The sequence below is a fragment of the Polaribacter sp. BM10 genome, assembly GCF_002005425.1.
Classification (GTDB): domain Bacteria; phylum Bacteroidota; class Bacteroidia; order Flavobacteriales; family Flavobacteriaceae; genus Polaribacter; species Polaribacter marinaquae.
In genome coordinates this window covers 1,637,362-1,658,767 of record NZ_CP019704.1, presented here as the reverse complement: position 1 = coordinate 1,658,767, position 21,406 = coordinate 1,637,362, and the positions used below count along the sequence as shown (strand labels likewise).

Below are 21,406 nucleotides of genomic sequence, written 5' to 3'. Positions count from 1 at the left end.
TTTTTATTTTACAATTAAACTGCTTTATTTTTACAATTCATCTATAGATTTTTGTTTTTTATCTATTAATTTTGCTTTAAGTGCCTAATTACCTGATATTTGTATAAAAATCCGGCAAAATGAGAACAAAACTACTCCCAACTTACGCAATCTTAATACTTTTATTAATTAATATTTTACCACAACAGGCATTGGCACAAAATGAGCCATTTAATTGTGATTATAATGCATACTTATTTCAGCGAAATGATATTTACGCCTTAGATTTGGCCTCTGGAAGCTCTTATTTAGTAAAAGAAGATGTTACCCCAGGAAATATCAATGCTGTGGGTTATAATCCTGCCGACGGATATATTTGGGGTTATTTAAGTTCTCCTTCAAAATCAATTGTAAAAATTGGTAAAAATTTTAATGTAGAAACTTTTACTATTGATGAATTAACAACAGCGGGTAAATATATAGGTGATGTTAGTGCTTCTGGAATTTATTATCTAAAAGGAGGTGGAACAGAGTATTATACAATTGATTTAAACCCAGAATCTGCAAATTATACAAAATACATCAGCAAAGGAACACTTAGTAAAAATATATCTGTGCACGATTGGGCATTTAATGCAGTTGACGGGCAATTATATACAGTAGAAAAAAATACGAATCATTTATATAGAATTAACCCAGAAACTAATGTTGTTACAGATTTAGGTTTGGTGCCAATTCTTGCGGGTTTAACATATACTTACGGTGCAGTTTATTTTGATTTGTCTGGTCGTTTTTATGTGTCAGCAAATCAAACAGGAACAGTTTATGTTATTCAAAATGTGCAAGATTTACAAATAGGAAGCGTATTAGATTCTAATTTATTCGCTTACGGACCTTCTAGTAGTTCTAATGACGGAGCAAGATGTCCTACAGCTCCAGTTCCACAAGAAGATTGTTCTAATGGATTAGATGATGATGGCGATGGTTTGGTAGATTGTGATGATCCGGCATGTTCTGGTGTTGCAGCTTGTCCTGTACTTGTTCCTAAACTTTCTAGTGGTAACGAAGGTGGTTTAGAGAGTAACGATCGTCTTTCTCAAAAAGTAAATCAGAGAAATTATTTAAGAAGTAAAAACAATTATAAGTTCGATAAACTAAAAGCCAAAAAGATACAAAAGTCTAAAAACTATAAAAAAACAGCTTCAAAAAGTGAATCTTTTCAATTGTCAGATTTAGTACCAATGGATGTTATTGAAGGTGCACAAGCAATAGAATCTTCACCATCAGATTTAATCGATATAACAAATGCTACAGAATTAATCTCTGTAGACTATGTTAAAAACAATGAAACAGTAGCTGTAGTTTTAGCAACAAAAACAGAAAATGGTGTTTACGAGCATACAAAATTTATTTGCGATAGATTATTAGGTGCAGAAATTTTATCAGTATCAACTATAGAAATTAAAGAGCAACCTTTTATAAAGTCTATTATTAAAAATAGAGACGGAACAAAAGAATTTGTTTTAAGTTTCTCTGGAAAACTGAAAAATAATGATGCTAATTTTGGAATAGAAAGTCATTGGAATATAGATAAATATGAAGCAGGAGCAACCTTTTATAACTTTCAAATCTGGACTAATACAATTGATGATTTATTTACTTTAGGTGAAGAAACTCTAGAACTTTTCGATATTCAGAAACCAATATCAGACTACAACAACTCGACACCTCCACCTGTTTTTGTGAAAAAAGGTGTGTATAAAAACGGAGCTTTAGAATTGGAATTAATTAATGTAAGCAGAAGTAAAACGATTGTAATAGATGCAGGATTTAAAAGAACAGAAACTTCTGAAACAGAATATTTTAATGAAACTATAGAATTAGAAGCGGGTTACATAACAAATCTAAAAATAGAAACCGGTAATATTTTTGATATAGGTTTTAGAATTGAAAACGATAGTAATAGAACTCCAGATGATGTATTCATGTCAGACGGTGTTTGGGGTAAAGATGATTCTCCTGAAGGTACTACAGTAACAAATTTTGAAATTACTCAGAACGAAAGCTTGTATGCAGGAACTGGCTATAAAGTTGAAAGAGATATTGCTTTAAAAGCGACTACAAATTCATATGTTTCTGCGTACAGAAGTTTTACGCCAACATTTAAAACAGTAGATTTATCAGAATATAACGCATTAGAGTTTTCTGCAACAGGAAATAGCGATGTCGAAATTACCATCGTTAAAGAAGGTATAGATCAATGGGAAAATCAGTTTAAGAAAACCGTAAAATTAACTGAAGAAAAGAACGATTTTGTAATTTCTTTAGATCACTTTAAGTCTTTAACGGTTAATAATTTCGATTTGTCTGATGTTGTTTCTATTGTATTTACAATGTCTTCTGATGGCGTTACAACTGTAGAAAAAGAATTGGCAATAAAAGATTTAGTTTTTACACAGAAAACTTTAAGTGTAGATAATAATGTAGTTGAAGAAGGAGAAACAGTATTATATCCTAATCCTATGAAGTTAAGTACAGAGTTAAGTTTTTACTCTGAAGTTGAAGCAAGATCTAAACTAGAAGTTTATAATATAACTGGTGCCTTGTTAAAAAGAACCTATTTTGATACAAAGTTTGGTAACAATAAAATCTCGTTAGAAAAAGAGAAGCTAAGTGCAGGTTTATACTTTGTTAAGCTTTCTAATAACAACAAAACGTATAAAACAAAGAAACTTATAATTGAATAATATTGATTTTTAATTTTTGAATTTAAAAACCGCATGTAAGTTATCTTAAATGCGGTTTTTTTTATTGATTAATTATTTTTTTTTCTTGGAGGAGGTGGTGGCGGAATATCATTTCCTGTTCTCTTTTTCCAATCTTGATATGCTTTTTTAGCTTTTAAGACTTCTTCTTTACTTGCATTTGGTTTTGGTGGCGCAGGTGGAAGTAATAATTTATCTTCTTCAGTTAATTCGCTTTTTTTCTTATACCAAACTTTATTTCCTTTTCTTAATTTTACGTAAGGCTTTACTGGGTTTACTGGAAATGGAACCTTGCTTTTATCTGCTCTTGGCATTCTAAAATACATTCCTCCTAAATCAGACCATTCTCTTTTAATTACTTTCTGCTCAGTTTCAGTTTTAAAAACATAATGTTTTCCCTCTTTTTTAAGCTTTTCAAATATTTTATGTTTTTTATTATATTCTTTTACAATATCTAAATTTACTAACTTTCCGTCTTTATAATATCTGGCTACTCTTTCTTTTTTATCAAAAGTGTAATAGTATTTTTGTCCATCGATAGTTATAAACCAATTTTTATTGAATTTTGGATCTGTAGCTTGCTTAATAAATGAAGGAACATTTTCTTCTTTGTTATAAGTGATTTTTAAAGCATTTATATCTTTTAACTTTAGACGGATATCTTTAATTGTACCAACATTAGTTTCTTTTTCTGCTTTAATAGTTGTGGTTAAAAAAGGTATTTCTTTTGAAATACTTTGTTTAGAATTAGGATTGTTTTTAATAATCGGAGAATCTATAAAAACGGTTTTATTTTTTTTATCCTCTACTATTTCAATAATTTCTTTTTTGTAATTTTTTTTATAATCCTCAAATTCTTTAACTCTTTCTGCATTTTTAGCTTCAAAATATTTTGTAGTTTCTAAATGAGCTTGATTTTCTTGAGGAAAACGTTTACTACGTGCATTTTTATATACAAAACTGTTTGAGTATCTAGCAAAGTCTGTGTGCTTATAATTATTAAGTGTTTCATTTTTAACCACTTTTCCATCTAGCCAAACAGCAAATTTGCTATTGTCTTTTAAAGCTTCAAATTGTGCTTTAGTAGGTGTAACTTTTTTTAATTTTAATGGTGGAGGTGGTGGAAGTACAAACCTTTTCTTTTCTTCATTTGTCAATTCAGTATATAACTTAGAAACTTTTTTTTCCTCCTTATTTGTATAAGTTATATATACATTTCTGTTTATATAGTTTTTATAGACTTCGTTTTCTGTTATAATATTTTTTTTAGGTTGTTCCTCAAATACTTCAATAACCTCGATAATTTCTTCTTTTTCTTGTGCTTCAATTCTTTCTGCAAATAGAAAAACAAAACCTGCTATTAACGGAATTACCGCCAGCTTTTTAATCCATATTTTGGATTGTGAACTTTGTGTTGTCATCATTTTTAATCTTTTTTTAGTAAGTGAATAATTCAAATTACTGGCCAAGTAATATTCGTTGTTCCAAGCAGCTTTATTCAATAATAAATGCTGATATTGAAATGTATTTTTATGTTGATGTATAACTTTTTCGTCTGCTAAAAATTCATGATTTAATTGTACCGCTTTTTTAAGAAATATAAATAGAGGATTTATCCAAAATAGAATTTGTAAAAACTCAATTAAAAGTACATCAATGGTATGTTTTTGTGTAACGTGTGTTAATTCGTGTGTAAAAAGTTCTTCTTCGATATTGCCAGTTTCATATTCTTTTTTATTGATAAAGATTGCTTTCCAGAAAGTGTGTGGTAAAATTTGATCATCAACCAAAACTAAGGTTGCTTTTTTGTACTTTATTTGTTCATTCAGTCTAATTTTCTGAATTATTTTGAATAAATTTCTTCCAAAACGAATTAGTAATAAAGAGGATATTAATAAGTAAAAGCTAACAAAGTATTTGGTATAATCTATTACTTCTTCAACTTCTATTGTTTCTAAAGTTTCAGTACTAAATTCTGATTGGTTTATTTTTGTTAATGTATTTGCTATGGCATTTGTAGATACATAGGTGGTAATTGTTACAAACGGTATTACCAAAGAAATTATAACGCCAACTAATAAATAGTACCTATTAAAATTGTGCATTTTTTCTTTTTCTAAAATAAAATGATAGAAACATAGCAGTAATGCTAAACAACTTGCAGACTTTATAAGATAACTTATCATTTTTGTTGCTTTTTAATTTGACTTTCGATAACTTTTTTCAAATCTTCTAATTCTTCTGTAGATAAATTAGTTTCTTTGGTAAAAAAGGAAGCAAATTGGCTCGCAGAATTGTTAAAGAAATTTTTAATCAATCCGTTTACATGGTTAGAAAAATAATCTGTTTTTTTAATTATCGGGTAATATTCTCTTGATTTACCAAACAGTTTATAATCTATAAAACCCTTATCTGATATTCTTTTTAATAAAGTAGCAACGGTTGTAGTAGCTGGTTTTGGATCAGGGAAATCTTCTAATAAATCTTTTAAAAATGCCTTTTTACGTTTCCATAAATATTGCATTAATTGTTCTTCGGTTTTAGATAACTGCATACTCTGATTATTTTTTACTCTACAAACATAGAATAAAAAATTGTATTCTACAAATGTAGAGTTAAGATAGAGTGGTGCTTTTTGTTATATTTGTTGAATTACTTAAGGATATCAAAAGAAAAATAAATGAAAAATAAAATTATAGTATTACTTGGTATTGTGCTTTTTACATCTTGTGCTACAAAAAAATTTAAAGAAAGATGGTTAAAAAAAGAAGCGCCAGAAATGTTTAAAGCAAGGTTTGAAACAACACAAGGTAATTTTGATATTGAAGCAAAAAGAGCTTGGTCTCCGGCAGGTGTAGACAGGTTATATCAACTAATTAAATACGAATATTATAAAGATGTTGCTATTTTTAGAGTTGTGCCAAATTTTGTTGCTCAATTTGGTATTCACAACGATTCTATAATTAATAATAGTTGGTCAAATAAAGGTTTTGTTGATGAACCTGTGATTATGAAAAATGATTCTATGACAATTGCCTTTGCAAGAAGCGGAGTTGAAACAAGAACGAATCAAATTTTTATTAATTTAAAGAAGAATGCTAGATTAGATACAATAGAATATTCTGGCGTTAAAGGTTTTCCTGTAATTGCTAAAGTAATTGCGGGTAAAGAAAATGTTTTAAAGTTTTATGATGGTTACGGTGATAAATTAGGAAGACAACAAGGAAAGATAAATAAACTTGGTAATGCCTTTCTAAAGGAGAAATATCCGAAGGTAGATTATATTTTAAAAGCCTATTTTATAAAATAAAAAAAGCCGCATATTGCGGCTTTTTCTTTATCTTATTTTTTAACAGAAATATAAAAATTTGAATCAATTTTAAAATCAGTTTCTTTATCTTTTAAAATGATTTCTTGTTTTTTTGTAGAAGGATAAATCCATTTTTCTTTATCATTTAAATAAATTTTTAAGGGCATATTAAAATTATCTACAACATTAATCCAGCTATAAGTTAGGGTGTTATTTTTAATTTTATAAGTGAGCGTCGGTATTTTTTTATTTCTTAAATATTGATCAAAAAAAGTTTCTAAATTGATTCCTATTTCTTTACTTAAAAAATTTTCAATCTGATTTGTAGTTACAGTTTGATGGTAAAATACTTTATTCATTTTTCGTAAAATAATGCGCCATTTTTCATCATTATTAACTAATTGCCTTAAAGTATGTAACATGTTGCCACCTTTATTATACATGTCTCCAGAACCTTCTTTGTTAACATTGTATTTGCCAATTATTGGTGCTTTATTACTGATAGAATTTCTTAAACCAATTACATATTCTGATGCTGCTTTTTTACCGTAATAATAATCTATAAATAAACTTTCAGAGTAATTTGTAAAGCTTTCATGAATCCACATATCTGCAATGTCTTTATAGGTAATGTTGTTTGCAAACCATTCGTGACCGGCTTCATGAATTATAATAAAATCAAACTTTAAACCCCAACCAGTTCCAGATAAATCTCTACCCAAGTAACCTTGTTTGTATTGATTGCCATATGTAACAGAACTTTGATGTTCCATACCCAAATAAGGTACTTCTACCAATTTAAAACCATCTTCGTAAAAAGGATACGGACCAAACCAATGTTCAAAGGCTTTCATCATTTTTGGGGCATCTTTAAAATGCTTTTTAGCTTTTTCTAAATTGTATTTTAAAACATAGTAGTCCATGTCAAGATCTCCTTTTTCACCATCAAAGACTTCAGAAAAATGTGTGTAATCTCCAATATTTACATTAACACCATAATTATTTATAGGATTATCTACGTACCAATTATAAGTAGTGTATTCGCCACGTTTTTTTACACTTTCTAACCTTCCGTTAGAAACATCCATTAAATGACTTGGTACTGTAACACTAATTCGCATGTTTTCTACTTCATCATACATATGGTCTTTACAAGGCCACCAAACACTTGCGCCTAAACCTTGGCAAGAAGTTGCTACAAAATGATTACCATTTTTATCTTTTCTCCACGAAAATCCACCATCCCAAGGTGCCCTAATTGCTTCTTTAGGATTTCCTTTATAATGTACAATAATACTATCCGTTTTGCCAATAATTTGCTTTTTTAAAAGCTTTACAAAGTGAGCATTTCCATCATGTATAACTTCTAATTCTTTTTCATCTTGCGTAACCTTTGTAATCTTTAAAGGAGCCTGTAAATCTATTTGCATTGTATTATGAACACTTAAAACTTTATATTTTATGGTGTTTTTACCAGAAATAAATTTTTTGTCTGGATTTACTTTTACATCTAAATGGTAATACGTTAAATCCCACCAAATTCTCTCTGGTGTAATACTTCCTCTTAAAGTATCTTGCCTTGTAAAGTTGTTTTTTTCGGTCATTAAACCTTGAGCTTTACAAGAAAAAAAGCTGGCAGAAAGAAAAAGAATTAAAAGTAATTTTTTCATAAATTATTTAATTTTAAAACCTTTTGCTGGTTTGGCATCTAATAAATGAGTTACAAAATAATCCCATCGTTTTCTTGTCATGTAGTTTGTCATGTTGCCATAACCATGCCTTTTATTCGGGTATAAAATCATATCAAAATCTTTGTTTGCATTTATTAAAGCTTCTACAACTAACATTGTGTTAGATGGCGGTACATTATTATCCATAGAACCATGGGTAATTAGTAATTTACCTTTTAAGTCTTTTGCAATTAATTGATTTGCCTGATTATCGTAATTTGTTGTTCCGTCTGCTTTACCTTCAATATTACCTTTTTGTAAAAGACCTTGCCATTTTTCGCCCCAATCTGCCTCGTAATTTCTGTTATCATGATTACCAGCTCCAGAAACTGCAACGTCATAAAATTCTGGGTAAGCAAAAACTGCTCTTGTAGAGGCAAAACCACCACCAGAATGTCCCCAAATTCCAACTCTTTCAGTATCCATTCCTTTATATTTTTTTGCCAATTGTTTTATTGCAGTAATATTATCTGGTAAACCATTATCGCCCATGTTACCATAATATGCATCATGAAAAGATTTAGAACGCATTGGCGTACCCATTGCATCTACAGCTACAACAACAAAACCTAATTCTGCAACTGCCTGAAAATCTCTCCAGACAGGTCTAAAACCATAATTACCAACAGAACCAGATTGTGGACCAGGATAAATGTAGTTTAAAACCGGATATTTCTTAGATTCGTCGTAATGGCTAGGTAAACACATTATACCGTAAATATCTGTGTTCTCGTCTCTAGCTTTTACAGAAAATTCTACGGGTGCTTGCCAGTTTCTTTCTTTTAATTTAGAAATATCAGCAGTTTCTAAATCCATTATTTTTTCTCCGGAATTATCTCTCAAAACAGAAATAGGTGCAGAGGTTGTTGTAGAATAAGTGTCGACAAATAAACTATAATCGTTATTAAAACTTACATTGTGAGTTCCTTTAGAAGGAGTAAGATTCACCATATTAGATCCGTCAAAATTAATCTTATAGTAGTAGTTATGATAAGGATTGCCTTCTTCTTTACCTCCTGCAGAAAAGTAAATAACTCTATTTTTTTCGTCGATATTTTTAACTTGTTTCACCAACCAGTTTCCTGTTGTAATTTGATTTTTTAGCTTTTTAGTTTTTAAATCATATAAGTAAATATGTCCCCAATTTGTTTTTTCTGAATACCAAATAAACTCATTTGAATCAAATAAAACTTTCCAGTTTTCTGCGTTTACACCAGATTCGTAATAAGTATCTACTTCTTCTTTATGTATAGAAGTTACTTTACCTGTATTTGCATCTGCAATTTGTAAATGTGCAATTTTGTGATCTCTAGAACTAGAAACAAAAGCAAATTTTGTACCTTCTTTGTTCCATTGGGCATCTAACAATTCGTTATTTCTACCGGCAATATGGTCTGTAGTTGTTCCTCTTTGAAAATCTTTACCCATTTTTAGGCGAACCGTTTTGGGTTTGTTATTTAAATGGATGATTACACGTTCTATCGTAAAGATTTTTTCGTCGCCAGGTAACGGATGTTTCCATGCTTCTAATCTTGGATGCCCCACATTTGTAGAGGTTAAATACATCATACCAACGCCTCTTGCGTCTTGCTGAAAAGTTGCAATTTTATCTGAGTTAGGAGACCATTTTAAAACAGCGCCATCACTTTTAATCCAACCTGCGTTGTTTGTGGCATAACCATAATCTTTTTCACCATCAAAAGTAACTTGCGTTTTTTTATTGGTTTCTAAATCTCTAATCCAAAGGTTATAATTGTCTATGTAAGCAGCTAATTTTCCGTTTGGAGATACATGCTCATTTCTGCTATATTTTTTGGTGTTCCCTTGTTTTTCAGTCAAATATTTTTCATCTATATTATAGCTGAATTTTTTATTAGAAGTCGAGAAATTTATATTTTCTAAATCTTCTGAAATAGTTACATTATAAATTGGTAAAGCAGTTGCTTTAACTTCTTTATCTAATTCTTTTGATAATAAAGAAGCTAAGTTTTCATGGTCGAATGCAGTTGCTTTCGTTTTAGAAGTTGCATCTGTTAAAACAAAACGTTTACCATCTTCAGTATTTGTTGAGTAAATTAACTTATTACCATTTGCAAAAGAAACGTTAGAAACTTGGTTGTGCACAAGACGGTATAAACTTCTGTCCATGTGTTTTGCTGCAGCTTCGTACTCTGCAATAGTAAATTGTTTTTGTTCTTCGGTTTTAGAACAATTAAATAGTAATGCAGTAAAAATACTACAAACTAAAAATTTGGTTAAGGTAGAGTTCATATTGAGTTTAATTATGTTAGTTAGATAATTCTGTAAAATATTTGTAGAAATAAGGTATTGTTTCGATTCCTTTTAAATAATTCCAAATACCAAAATGTTCATCTGGAGAATGTATTGCATCTGAGTTTAAACCAAAGCCCATTAAAATAGTTTTGCTTTTTAATTCTTGCTCAAATAAAGCTACAATTGGTATACTACCACCACTTCTTTGCGGTATTGGAGTTTTATTAAATGTAGTTTCATAAGCTTTACTAGCAGCTTGGTATGCAATGTTGTCTATTGGTGTAACATAACCTTGCCCACCATGATGAGGCTTAACTTCTACCTTAACAGATTTTGGAGCAATACTTTCAAAGTGATTTTTAAATAATTCTGTTATTTCTCTCCAATCTTGATTTGGCACCAAACGCATAGAGATTTTGGCATAAGCTTTACTAGCAATTACGGTTTTTGCACCTTCGCCGGTGTAACCACCCCAAATTCCGTTTACATCTAAAGTTGGTCTAATAGAATTTCTTTCGTTTGTAGAATATCCGTTTTCTCCATACACATCATTTATATCTAAAGCCTTTTTATAATCATCTAAAGAAAAAGGAGCTTTAGCCATTTCTGCTCTTTCTGCTTCTGATAAATCTTCTACTTTATCATAAAATCCAGGAATTGTAATATGATTGTTTTCATCATGTAAAGAAGCAATCATTTTGGTTAAAATATTAATAGGATTTGCTACAGCGCCACCATATAAACCAGAATGTAAATCTCTATTTGGGCCTGTAACTTCTACTTCTACATAACTTAAACCACGCAAACCTGTTGTGATTGACGGAATATCGTTTGCAATCATTCCGGTATCAGAAATTAAAATAACATCGTTTGCTAATTTTTCTTTGTTTCTGGGTACAAACCAAGCTAAACTTTCCGAACCAACTTCTTCTTCTCCTTCAATCATAAACTTAACGTTACAAGGCAAGTTTCCTGTTGATGTCATGTACTCTAATGCTTTAATATGCATATACATTTGGCCTTTATCATCACAAGCACCTCTTGCAAAAATGGCTCCTTCTGGATGAATTTCTGTATTTTTTATCACGGGTTCAAAAGGAGGTGAGGTCCATAATTCGATAGGATCTGCTGGCTGAACATCATAATGTCCATAAACTAAAACAGTTGGTAAATTTTTGTCTATAATTTTTTCACCATAAATAATAGGATATCCTGGTGTTTCACAAAGTTCTACTTTGTCGCATCCTGCTTTTTTTAAGCTTTCTAAAACAAAATCGGCAGTGTTTAAAACGTCTTTTTTATAGGTGGTGTCTGCACTTATCGAAGGAATTTTTAGTAAACTAATTAATTCGTCTAAAAATCTTTTTTTGTTGTCTTGTATGTATGTTTGAATTGTATTCATGAAGTTTTTTTTAATTTCTTACTCAAAAATAGAAAAATTATTATGAACAAGTTTGTAGTTTGGAACTATTGTTTATATTTGCATCCCGAAATAACGGGAAAAGTTGCAGGCGTGGTGGAATTGGTAGACACGCTAGACTTAGGATCTAGTGCCGCGAGGTGTGAGAGTTCGAGTCTCTCCGCCTGTACAAATAAAAACCTCATCATATTGATTTTCAATAAGTTGAGGTTTTTTGATTTCTTTTTTTGTACGATTTTTGTATTGTCAGTAAAATAAATTGTTATTTATAAGAAAAACCCACATCGTTGAGAGGTGGGAATTGCTATAAAAAGAAAACTATAGAAAGCTTTCTAAGTTTAGTAAAGATAAAACTTTTTTTATTGAAAAAAAGATTGTTTTTTAAGCTTCATTTCTTACATTTCGTGCATTAAAAAATATATTATGAAAAATTTTACTGTTTTATTGCTTTTTATTACTTGTCTTAATTGTTTCTCTCAAAACCCTAAAAATGAACACGAAAACTTTAAACTACAAGGAGATAAAACACTTATTTGGCAAAAGGTTTATGAAGTTGAAGTTTCGAAAGATTCAATTGTTAATGTCTTAAAAGATTTTAAATCTTCAAGTAGTTTTATTAATAAATTAGAGTATAATAATTTTTCGTTTAGTGGTATATCTAATTATAGTAAAATATCAGATATGAGAGGAATGCCAATAGCAGTCAAAACTGAATTTAATTGCTTTATAAAAATTGATATAAAAAATAACAAATATCGAATAACAATTACTGATTTGAAGTTTAAACCAATAGAATTTGATTTTGGTGGCATTGGAATCAATAACAGTTATAGAATTGAAGATGTTTGTGTAAGAGATAATTATCCTGAAATAAGGAAAAATAAAACTGCGCGTAGAGTCTTAACAAATTTGAACAATGACTTATTAAATTTGCTCAGTTTAAAAAAAAGTAAAAATGAAGACTGGTAAATTATCTTAAAGCTTTTCTTGTGCATTTAATACATCTTTAATAGGTTACTTGTTATTATTTTTTTTAAAATTGTTAGTAATTGTTAGGTTTATTAAAAAAAGCTAGAATAATCAAAACAATACGCGCGCGTGGGAACTCCAAAAAATATACTTACATTACAGATAGTGGAATATAAAATAATATTAACTGTTTAAATAATAATCTGCTAAGTCCGAGCCATTTTGTAAAGCTATTTTTTCTAATAAATTACTGACTGCTATTTTAAAGCCTTGTTTGTTTAAATCAGTTGCTTTAGTGTGCCAGTTGTTATATTCGCCCTTATCAGGAAATGCAATACATTTTCTTTTTTTAAGTGGTTGTAATAAATCAAACTTAAAACCTGATTTACTCCCTGTAGCAATCCAAATAAATTCAGGTAAAAAAATACTCATTATAATAGCCGTTTTTTCACTTTCAACGATTGCAATTTCTTTTTGATAGTCTTCATTAATTAGGTGCAAACCAAACAAACATTGATTGAGGTTAAAATCTGGCTCTTTAATAGCATTATGCAACCAGTTAATATGATTACGAGGTTCTTTAATTCTTTTGCCAGTATAACTATTATAAAGCATAATCTTACAAGCGTGAATTTGCTGTTTATGGTCTATTTGCCAAAATAAGGTTGCATTATTCCAAAAGTAATTTGCACCAATTAAATAATAGTTTTGCGTTGCTGTTTGCACCTCATCAAATGTAAATTGGCTCAATAAATACGTTGTTAAATTGTCATTAAATTGTTGACTTTCATATTCTCTAATTATTTTGTCCTGAAGTTGTAAGCTGTGAAAACTTGGTTTAAATGGTTGAGGTTTTTTTAGTGCCTTAACTTCATTAATTATTTCAATATTATCAGTATTAAAATATTTGCTTTCATTGTTTTGATAATTAATATTTGAGTTTTTTAAATACCATTCCGTTATAAAACATTTTTTTTCTTTTTGCTCTAATATCTGCGACCTTGGTACTATCGAAATAAAGCCGTTTTTATCAACCAATTTAAAAGCCTTATCACTTATCTTTTTTAACGTGAGAAAATCAATTAAATACGCTCTTTTTCCTTTTGGTGGTGCTTTGTGATATCCGCAATTTTGCTCCCTATCACATCTACCAAAATCAGTAGACAAATATTTGCCCTGTTCTGTATCAACGTAATAAACAAACGTCTTTTTATTACAGTTAGGGCAAATAAATTTTGTACTACTTTTATCTAATAAATATCTAAAAGTTGCCATTAAATTGATGTTTTTTAGATACGATATAAGCCACGTTTCCCACGCTTTTACGCTCAACTACTATTTTAAAATGTCGTAAACGTTTCATAAAATTAGACTTGTTAACTGGTCTAAAACCGTCTTCAATACAGTAGGTTTTATATCGTTGATACAATTCACTTATTGTAGTGTAGTTGGTTGAGGTGTTATACTCATAGTCTTCAATAAACATTTTAACGTTGTCGCTTTGTTTTTCGTAATTACTACGAGCCATTTCAACGGCTTTACATTTGCTGAATTTCTTTTGCTTTAAAACCCTGTCAAGTCCTTGCAATATCCAATTAAAAACGCCTGATAATTCATTGTTGATTATCTTGTTTGCCAGTTCCTTGTCTTGTTTGTGTTCTGCTATGGTTACATCAAAACCAATGATTAAAAAACGTCTGAAAAAAGCATTTGTATGTTCAACATCTTTTGGTAATTCATTACAGTTAAATATTAGTTTTGCGTAATCATTTAAAATAAAAGGTTCGCCATAAGGTAAACGAACGCTTAAAGGTTCGCCTGATGCCATTTGTTTAAAAATATCAGTTTCCAGTTTACCGTTAATTTCTGATGCGTAATTGACTAACTTACTGCCTATTTTCGCCCTGTAATATCCGTTATCGTTTGTTAAATCTTGTAAAGAATAACTACTAAAATTTTCAGTTCCTAAAAGTGCATTTAGTATTTCAAAGAAAACCGATTTGCCATTTGCACCAGTTCCAAAAAGAATAAGCATTTTTTCAAGTTTTAAAACACTTGGCTTTATAAAAATATAGCCACAATATTCTGCAAAAACTTTTTGTTTATCTGCATCAGGCAAAACCTCATCTAAATACTTTTTAAATATCGGTGCATTTGCATCAGGCTCAAATTCAAAAGGTAGTTGATGCGTTAAAAAATCTTTTTTGTCAAATGGTTTCAACGCTCTTTTTGTGGGTGTTATTTCATACGTTCCGTTTTGTAGATTGATTAATACATTTCTTTTATTGGCTTTCGGCGTTGGTAAATAAGCATCTGCCATAAATTGTTTAAATAACTCATCTTTAAACGTATGTATTTTGCCTTTAAACTTATTAACGCCCATTTTTAAGGCTACATTACCTAAAAAAGATTGAAAGCTTTCTTTGTTGATTTCATTCCAATAACTGCCATTGTACAGATAAATAAAACCGTTCTTTTTACATAAACCCCAGTTGTTAATTTTGGCAATCTTTAAAAGTTGTTCAATACAAATAATTAAATAGTGATTTTTAGTGAGTTTGTAAGACTGTAAACGCTTGTTTAAAATCTTGTATTTGTCAAATTCAGCTTTGTTTTCTTTATTGTAAGAACCGTCTTTGTTAAACACAAAAGGCTTTAATATTTCAATGTCATTTTCTAACTTTGTTACATCAGGAAACGCCAATAGTTGAAAATCTATTTTGCCAATATTGTTAGATAATTCCTGTAAAATGTCGTCTGCTGTTTTTTCTATGGTTTGCAAACCGTCTGAAAGTATTGAAATATCATTTCTAACAAGCTTATTTAAGTTTTCTTTGTTCTGCATAGTCTAAAACATTTTTAATTGATTAGACTTAAAAAACAAATCAGGATTGGTCGTGTAAAAATTAACTACTCTTTTAGATATTTTACAGACTCCTTTTTTTGCAATTTCTATTTTATTGTTTTGTCTCAACTCTCTACAAAACCAACAAATATTTGCTCTATCAATATTTAATTTATCTGATAGCATTTTCATTGATTGAGGTTGCTCAAAAAAACCTTTATAGACTTTACTAAATTGGTCTTTTAAATCCTTGTCTTTACCTTGCTTATAACTATTATAATTAAGGCTTTGTGTATTAATTTTACTCATAGCCTTTTTTATTTTTTAAGTTGTTGTAAACTGTTTAACAATTCCGCTTTTTTGTAGTATCTGCGGTTTCCAATACCATAAGCAATAACTTTACCTTTGTTAGTCCAAGCCCATAAGGTTGAACTATCAATTTGTAAGAATTTACAAGTTTGCTCTCTTGTTAGTAACTCATCAGGATTGTGAGTTTGTAAAGTTTCTTTAAAGTCATTTAGTTGACTTTTTACGCCTTCTTTGATTAACTCTTTTAGAGTTTGAATATTTAGGCTTTCTAATAAAATACTGTTTGTCATTTTTACAATGTTTATGATTAATAACACTGCAAATATTGGTTTGGATTTGTATCTTAAAAGACTATGCTTTGTATCTTTTTGGGTACGTTATGTATCTTATTTTTTATAAACTTTTTTAGCTCTTAAATAAGCTTTCATTCTAGCTGGTGTTTTGTTGTAATTTGAAGTTTTATCAACAATTAAACCGTCGTAAGTATCAGTTATCCATTCTAAAAATTTTTGTTGAGAAACTGTGTCATAGATTAAGCCCTCGCTTTTACCTTTCATAATTTCAAACATAAATTTAACATCTGTTCTACTGCTTTCTTTTATTTCAAACTCTTCAAACATTGATTGCCAGACCTCAAAAGCATTGTTCTTAAAAATATGATTATGCAACTCTATTTTAACCTCTTCTTTTGAGTTTTCTTCTTTTTGTTTAGGTTTTTCAGGTTCTATTTTATCTACCTCTTTAAATTTTTCAACCAAATAAGCTGAATATCTTTTGCAATATTTAAGCTGTTCTTTTTTATGGTTAAATGTTCCGTTTTTGTTTTTATTAATGAAGTCTTCAATACCGTTTTGTAAAATTTTTATTTTTTCAATTTCAGAATTAATAAATTCCAGAATAACTAATTTCTTACTAAAAAAAGACTTTGCTTTATTTTTTTCGCTTGTTAGGTATTCTGAAAGTGCTAAATCATAATATTTAGGTATTAAATCAGGGAAATTAATTGGGAACTTTAGATTTCCTTTTGATAAGTATATTTTTATAAAAAAATCTCTACCTGTATAAAGTTTATTTTCTGAGCCTGAATAAAAATAGTTTCCCTCATTGCATTGTAAAGTATAATCTTTTTTTTCATCTACATAGATAATAATTTGCTTTATAACGTTTTCAATAAATTCAATATCTGAATAGTTTAAATGTCCTGTAAATTGTTGGTTTGTTATAGATAATAAAGGAATTTTAAAGTTGTCAGGTTTTAAGAAATCAATTTCTTTTTGAATTTCTGTAGTATCTCTATTTTCTGTTTTTTGTTTAGATAAAATCCAATAAAGTTCTTTTTGTCTTTCGTTATTGAGTTTTAAAATCTGTTCTTTGATATTATTAAGTGTAATATTACAATTGTCATAGAATTCAACTAAACTCAAAAAATTATCTCTTTCAGCTATTTGTTGTTGTCTTATCAGATAAATTTTTAATAATTCAGGATTTTTATAATATCCTGATAACATCATATTTAAATAGTTTAATTTACTCATAGCATTTATTTTTATGTACGAAATGTACCAAATGTACATAAAAAAACAACTTTATATTTTTAAAAATATTTAGTTATTTCAAGTGCCAAATCTTTATTGCTTTTGCCTATGTAGTTTAAAAACATAGATTCAGTACTGTGCCCAGTAATATTTATTAATAAAGAGGTTGGTATTTTACCGTAAAAGTTGGTTGCAAAAGAACGTCTACCAATATGCGAGGTAACCAATTCGTATTTTTTATACGTTCCTGATTGTTTTCTAAAAACCTTGCTACCTATTTCAGTTTCTACCATTTTACTACCTGTGGTGGGTTCGTTAATTTCTGCAAGTTTGCAAACCTCTTTTATAAAGTCATTATACTTTTGGTCTGATATTTTGTAAGGAAACGAGCCGTTTCTTTTGTTGAGTACTTCTAAAACTTTTGGGTGTAATGGTACTGTCATATTTTTGCCAGTTTTTTGTTGAGTAAATTCGATTAAATGTTTACCGTCTTCAACTCGTATTTGCTCTTTGGTAAACCTCATAAAATCTGATATTCTTTGCCCAGTATAAACGCTAATAATTAACCAGTCTTTTGTATTTTCTAAACTATTAGTTAATTTGTCTTTGCTAATATTTTCAATTTTTACGAGGTCTTTAGGTGTTAGATAAATCTTTGCTACTTTTTGCCTGTCAACTCTTAAACCGTCTAATTGTTGATGCGTTTCAATGCCTAAAAAACGAGCGTGTTTACAAAAGGTTTTAATAAATATAAAAGCTCTTTGTATGGTGTTTTGTGCGTATAATTCGCCTTTACAGTAATTGACAAACTCATTTTTAAAATTATCGTTGATGTCTTTTATTAATATAGTTGCTTTTCTGTAAGCTTGAAAACGTATTAATAACTGTTTGACTACTTTAATTTTCTTTAGGGTGCTTTTTGTGGTTTCGTTTTTTCGATAATTAATATAATAATCAATGTAATTAATTAAGTCTTTAGGAATTTCTTTGTCTTTGGTTGGTGGGTTGTAATAATAATCTATTTGTGAGGTTAACCAGTCTTTTGTTATGTTTTCAGGGTTTACAGAATTGAAAGCCTTTAAAACGTGATTTTCAATTTTATTGAGTTCGTTTTTTATTTCGGTTTGTAGATTGGTAACCTCTATATCTTTAGATTTCTTTTTATGTTGTATGCTCCAATATATTTTTGAAACCTCAACTTTTGTTTTTGCTCCGAAAACATAATCTTTAGAATTGTGTCTATAAAGTAGCCTTAAATTTAAGTAAGCTTTTTCTTTGGTTGAACGATACAAAAAATTTATTGATGCCATTGTATTACAGTTTTATAATACAAATATAAATTATTGTACGGTATTTGTACGGTAGAATGCAAATTAAATCAAATTACATCAAACTAAATAAAAAAGGAGTCTCTTTCTAAATCCTTTGTTTATTTGAGTAATCAATGTTTTTTTAAATTTTTAGGACGTTTTGTAATTGTAGTAATTTTTGATATTTGTACTCTCTCCGCCTGTACAAACAAAAAAAGCTGAAGTAATTTACTTCAGCTTTTTTTTTGTTTTAGGAATTATCTAGATAAAGAAATTACTTCATAATCTTCTGCTCTTTCTGCGTGCTCGAACATTTCTTTTGTTTCTTCTGGCGGAGTTCTAAGTTTTCTCTTAGTTAAATCTATCCAAGCGCCATATACTTTTATAATCGCAGATAATTTACCTTGTTCATTAAAAACTTCATGTACTATTTTCCAACGTTCGTTGTTTTCAGACAAACCTTGTAACTTAAGGTTTACTGTAATGTTTTCTCCTAAATGAATTTCTTTTCTAAAAGAGGTTTCTTCTGTAAATAATATCGGACCTAAATTATGCTTTGTAAACTCTTCGATAGAAAAATTGTATTTCGCAAAATAGCGTACTCTAACTTCTGCAGCATAATCGTTATATGCTGTATGTCTCATGTGTCTGTTTGGGTCAAAGTCAGACCACTTTGTGTTAAAAGTTACTTTAAAACTCATATGTTTATAATATAAAAATACCTGATAAACTTAATTTATCAGGTATTTAAGGTTAATTATTAATGTTTAGTTTTTTACAATTTCTGAAGAAGTTTTAACTTTTAAATCTTTTAAAACATTTAAAGCCTCAGAAACATATATATCTTTTGATAAGTTTTTATGCCATGCTTTTCTTTTATTAGCTAAAACACTATCTTTTTTGATTAAAGGTAATTCGTATTTAGGTGATTTAAAGCTAAGATTAGATTCGTATTTAAAAACGTTTGCATATTTTTTAGAAGCATTTTCTACTACTTTACTTTCTCTAGAAAATTGCTTTAAATTTAAAGAGTAAGTTGTATCGTCTTGCTTTTCTTTCAGCCACTTTGCATAATCGTTTATCAATTTAAAATTAGCATCAGAGGCAATTCTGTTTTTACTATTATTTACAACGTCTGCAAAGTTTTCGTAAGTATTTGTTTTTGTATATTTTGCTTGTGGTACTTTATCCCAAACAAGTGCGCCGTCTAAATCTCTTTCACCAAATTTCATGTAACTATATCTATCTGGCATTGCAATATCAGAATAAACACCTTCTATTTGAGTAGAACCACCGTTAACTCTATAAAATTTCTGAATTGTCATTTTAATAGCTCCTAAATCTTTTTCGTACTTCGGATAAAAATTGTTGATAGGAATTACACTTTGCACGGTTCCTTTACCATAGGTTTGGTTTCCGCCAATAATTACAGCTCTACCATAATCTTGCATTGCTGCTGCAAAAATTTCTGATGCAGAAGCAGAAAGTTCGTTTACCAAAACAACCACAGAACCATCCCATTGCATTTTAGGATCAACATCATTTTTAACGATTGGGTCTTGTCCTCTATATTTTACTTGTACAACAGGTCCTTGTTCTATAAACAAACCAGCAATTTCTATTGCTGTTTTTAAAGATCCACCACCATTATTTCTTAAATCAATTAACAAGCCAGAAACATTTTCGCTTTTTAAACGCTCAATTTCTTTTTCCATGTCTTTTGCAGAGTTTCTTGCATTTGCATCAGAAAAATCAATATAAAATCTAGGTAAATCTATTAAACCATATTTTTTTCCATCTTTTTCTACAATTGTAGATTTTACAAATGTTTCTTCTAATTCTACAACATCTCTAATAATCGAAATTACTTTCGTAGAACCATCGAGTTTCTTTTTTACCGTTAACCTAACTTCTGTTCCTTTTGGGCCTTTAATAAATTTGATAGCATCGTCTAATCGCATACCAACAATATCTACCGGTTCTTTATCACCTTGTGCAACTTCTAAAATGATGTCGCCCGCTTCTAAGTCTCCTTGTTTCCAAGCAGGTCCACCAGAAACTAATTCAAAAATTTCAGTATAAATTCCTTTTTTTAGTAATCTAGCACCAATTCCTTCTAATTTACCAGACATATCTTGGTCAAAACGCTCTTTAATTCTTGGCGCCATGTATGTTGTATGCGGATCGAATGCACCCACAACACTATTTAAAAAAGTAGAAAACCAGTCTTCGTGTTCTAATTCTTCAATTCTTAAATACAATTCATCCATGTTTTTAGAAACTTCTGCTCTTGCTTCTTTTTCTAAGGTTTTAAAAGATTTTTTCTTAAAATTCTTATCTTTCTTTATTTGAGATTCTTGCTTATCTAATTTGTCTTGTATTCTACTTAAAACGTTTAGTTTTAATTGTTTTCTCCAATAATCAATTAATTCGTTTTCATTTTTAGCAAAAGGTACGTTATCATAATCGATATCTATAATTTCGTCTTTTTTAAAGTCGAAAGGACTTTCTAATAATTCTGCGTAATAAGACTCAGCATTTTTAATCTTATCTAAAAAATTACTGTAAACAAGGTTGTAAAAAGAAACATCGTCTTTTAACAATTGATTGTCAATTTCATATTTATATTTCGAGAATTTTTTAATGTCCTTTTGAGTAAAGTATCTTTTATTTGGGTCTAAACCATCAATAAAACTATTAAATACTTGCTCAGAAAAATTATCATTGATGTCTTTTACAACAAAATGACCTCTTGTTAAAATGTTTTTTAAAACATATACTAAGATTTTATCTTTTTCTGGATCTGGTTCACTAAACTTAGTATTTGCTTGTAAGCTACTAAATAGCATTAAAAATGCTAGAAACGATATTTTAATTCTAAATGCTTTCTTCATAAACCTTCTGTCGTATGTTGTTTTGTATAATTACTGTTGTGCTGCTACTAAACTACTAAAATAATG

At 29.2% G+C, this 21,406-nt stretch carries 16 protein-coding genes and 1 tRNA gene; 4 read left to right on the top strand and 13 right to left on the bottom strand.

Annotated features, from left to right (window positions below; translation table 11 throughout):
* The first annotated feature begins 119 nt into the window (after positions 1-119).
* Positions 120-2,726: a T9SS type A sorting domain-containing protein gene (locus tag BXQ17_RS07400; protein WP_077810001.1), complete on the top strand. Its 2,607-nt coding sequence runs from the start codon at positions 120-122 to the stop codon at positions 2,724-2,726.
* Positions 2,727-2,794: 68 nt separating this feature from the next.
* Here BXQ17_RS07400 and BXQ17_RS07395 read toward each other — a convergent pair whose 3' ends face one another.
* Entirely contained in the window at positions 2,795-4,930 is a 2,136-nt protein-coding gene (locus tag BXQ17_RS07395; RefSeq protein WP_077810000.1) for a M56 family metallopeptidase, read from the bottom strand.
* Positions 4,927-5,298, bottom strand: coding sequence for a BlaI/MecI/CopY family transcriptional regulator (locus BXQ17_RS07390; protein ID WP_077809999.1), 372 nt, complete (start codon positions 5,296-5,298; stop codon positions 4,927-4,929). Before BXQ17_RS07390 ends, BXQ17_RS07395 begins: the two co-directional genes overlap by 4 nt.
* A 126-nt stretch (positions 5,299-5,424) precedes the next feature.
* On the opposite strand from BXQ17_RS07390, the gene BXQ17_RS07385 reads away from it, so the two are divergent.
* A complete protein-coding gene (locus BXQ17_RS07385) occupies positions 5,425-6,054 on the top strand; it encodes a peptidylprolyl isomerase (RefSeq protein WP_077809998.1) in 630 nt (209 codons plus the stop codon).
* Positions 6,055-6,086: 32 nt separating this feature from the next.
* On the opposite strand, the gene BXQ17_RS07380 is transcribed toward BXQ17_RS07385, so the two are convergent.
* Genes BXQ17_RS07380 through BXQ17_RS07370 form a run of 3 tightly spaced genes read right to left on the bottom strand, consistent with a single transcriptional unit; the run spans position 6,087 to position 11,460 of the window.
* Complete coding sequence (locus BXQ17_RS07380) at positions 6,087-7,724, bottom strand: M1 family metallopeptidase (RefSeq protein WP_077809997.1); 1,638 nt, start codon at positions 7,722-7,724, stop codon at positions 6,087-6,089.
* 3 nt (positions 7,725-7,727) lie between these two features.
* Complete coding sequence (locus BXQ17_RS07375; RefSeq protein WP_077809996.1) at positions 7,728-10,055, bottom strand: DPP IV N-terminal domain-containing protein; 2,328 nt, start codon at positions 10,053-10,055, stop codon at positions 7,728-7,730.
* Positions 10,056-10,071: 16 nt separating this feature from the next.
* Positions 10,072-11,460, bottom strand: coding sequence for a dipeptidase (locus BXQ17_RS07370; RefSeq protein ID WP_077809995.1), 1,389 nt, complete (start codon positions 11,458-11,460; stop codon positions 10,072-10,074).
* A 105-nt stretch (positions 11,461-11,565) separates the two neighbouring features.
* Between BXQ17_RS07370 and BXQ17_RS07365 the strand changes: the two genes are divergently transcribed.
* Positions 11,566-11,647 (top strand) — tRNA-Leu (locus BXQ17_RS07365).
* Between the two features lie 254 nt (positions 11,648-11,901).
* Positions 11,902-12,447, top strand: coding sequence for a hypothetical protein (locus BXQ17_RS07360; protein ID WP_077809994.1), 546 nt, complete (start codon positions 11,902-11,904; stop codon positions 12,445-12,447).
* A gap of 183 nt (positions 12,448-12,630) precedes the next feature.
* Here the strand turns inward: BXQ17_RS07360 and BXQ17_RS07355 are convergent, their stop codons facing one another.
* From BXQ17_RS07355 to BXQ17_RS07320, 8 genes are all read right to left on the bottom strand, one after another.
* Entirely contained in the window at positions 12,631-13,722 is a 1,092-nt protein-coding gene (locus BXQ17_RS07355) for a DUF6371 domain-containing protein (protein WP_077809993.1), read from the bottom strand.
* Complete coding sequence (locus tag BXQ17_RS07350; RefSeq protein WP_077809992.1) at positions 13,709-15,292, bottom strand: phage/plasmid primase, P4 family; 1,584 nt, start codon at positions 15,290-15,292, stop codon at positions 13,709-13,711. The genes BXQ17_RS07355 and BXQ17_RS07350 overlap by 14 nt, the downstream gene beginning before the upstream one ends.
* Before the next feature lie 3 nt (positions 15,293-15,295).
* Positions 15,296-15,601: a hypothetical protein gene (locus BXQ17_RS07345; protein ID WP_077809991.1), complete on the bottom strand. Its 306-nt coding sequence runs from the start codon at positions 15,599-15,601 to the stop codon at positions 15,296-15,298.
* Positions 15,602-15,609: 8 nt separating this feature from the next.
* Positions 15,610-15,891, bottom strand: a complete 282-nt coding sequence (locus tag BXQ17_RS07340; protein WP_077809990.1) for a helix-turn-helix domain-containing protein — start codon at positions 15,889-15,891, stop codon at positions 15,610-15,612.
* A 96-nt stretch (positions 15,892-15,987) separates the two neighbouring features.
* Positions 15,988-17,136: a hypothetical protein gene (locus BXQ17_RS07335; RefSeq protein ID WP_149025879.1), complete on the bottom strand. Its 1,149-nt coding sequence runs from the start codon at positions 17,134-17,136 to the stop codon at positions 15,988-15,990.
* A 59-nt stretch (positions 17,137-17,195) separates the two neighbouring features.
* Positions 17,196-18,446, bottom strand: coding sequence for a tyrosine-type recombinase/integrase (locus tag BXQ17_RS07330; protein WP_077809988.1), 1,251 nt, complete (start codon positions 18,444-18,446; stop codon positions 17,196-17,198).
* Positions 18,447-18,703: 257 nt separating this feature from the next.
* Complete coding sequence (locus BXQ17_RS07325) at positions 18,704-19,147, bottom strand: thioesterase family protein (protein ID WP_077809987.1); 444 nt, start codon at positions 19,145-19,147, stop codon at positions 18,704-18,706.
* A 66-nt stretch (positions 19,148-19,213) separates the two neighbouring features.
* Positions 19,214-21,340, bottom strand: coding sequence for a carboxy terminal-processing peptidase (locus BXQ17_RS07320; RefSeq protein WP_077809986.1), 2,127 nt, complete (start codon positions 21,338-21,340; stop codon positions 19,214-19,216).
* Positions 21,341-21,406 lie beyond the last annotated feature (66 nt).

Excerpts from the sequence above, each read along its gene's own strand:
- BXQ17_RS07355 (WP_077809993.1), bottom strand. The coding sequence starts at position 13,722 with ATGGCAACTTTTAGATATTTATTAGATAAAAGTAGTACAAAATTTATT.
- BXQ17_RS07370 (WP_077809995.1), bottom strand. The coding sequence starts at position 11,460 with ATGAATACAATTCAAACATACATACAAGACAACAAAAAAAGATTTTTA.
- BXQ17_RS07395 (WP_077810000.1), bottom strand. The coding sequence starts at position 4,930 with ATGATAAGTTATCTTATAAAGTCTGCAAGTTGTTTAGCATTACTGCTA.
- BXQ17_RS07320 (WP_077809986.1), bottom strand. The coding sequence starts at position 21,340 with ATGAAGAAAGCATTTAGAATTAAAATATCGTTTCTAGCATTTTTAATG.
- BXQ17_RS07345 (WP_077809991.1), bottom strand. The coding sequence starts at position 15,601 with ATGAGTAAAATTAATACACAAAGCCTTAATTATAATAGTTATAAGCAA.
- BXQ17_RS07335 (WP_149025879.1), bottom strand. The coding sequence starts at position 17,136 with ATGAGTAAATTAAACTATTTAAATATGATGTTATCAGGATATTATAAA.
- BXQ17_RS07390 (WP_077809999.1), bottom strand. The coding sequence starts at position 5,298 with ATGCAGTTATCTAAAACCGAAGAACAATTAATGCAATATTTATGGAAA.
- BXQ17_RS07375 (WP_077809996.1), bottom strand. The coding sequence starts at position 10,055 with ATGAACTCTACCTTAACCAAATTTTTAGTTTGTAGTATTTTTACTGCA.
- BXQ17_RS07380 (WP_077809997.1), bottom strand. The coding sequence starts at position 7,724 with ATGAAAAAATTACTTTTAATTCTTTTTCTTTCTGCCAGCTTTTTTTCT.
- BXQ17_RS07330 (WP_077809988.1), bottom strand. The coding sequence starts at position 18,446 with ATGGCATCAATAAATTTTTTGTATCGTTCAACCAAAGAAAAAGCTTAC.
- BXQ17_RS07340 (WP_077809990.1), bottom strand. The coding sequence starts at position 15,891 with ATGACAAACAGTATTTTATTAGAAAGCCTAAATATTCAAACTCTAAAA.
- BXQ17_RS07350 (WP_077809992.1), bottom strand. The coding sequence starts at position 15,292 with ATGCAGAACAAAGAAAACTTAAATAAGCTTGTTAGAAATGATATTTCA.
- BXQ17_RS07325 (WP_077809987.1), bottom strand. The coding sequence starts at position 19,147 with ATGAGTTTTAAAGTAACTTTTAACACAAAGTGGTCTGACTTTGACCCA.
- BXQ17_RS07385 (WP_077809998.1), top strand. The coding sequence starts at position 5,425 with ATGAAAAATAAAATTATAGTATTACTTGGTATTGTGCTTTTTACATCT.
- BXQ17_RS07400 (WP_077810001.1), top strand. The coding sequence starts at position 120 with ATGAGAACAAAACTACTCCCAACTTACGCAATCTTAATACTTTTATTA.
- BXQ17_RS07360 (WP_077809994.1), top strand. The coding sequence starts at position 11,902 with ATGAAAAATTTTACTGTTTTATTGCTTTTTATTACTTGTCTTAATTGT.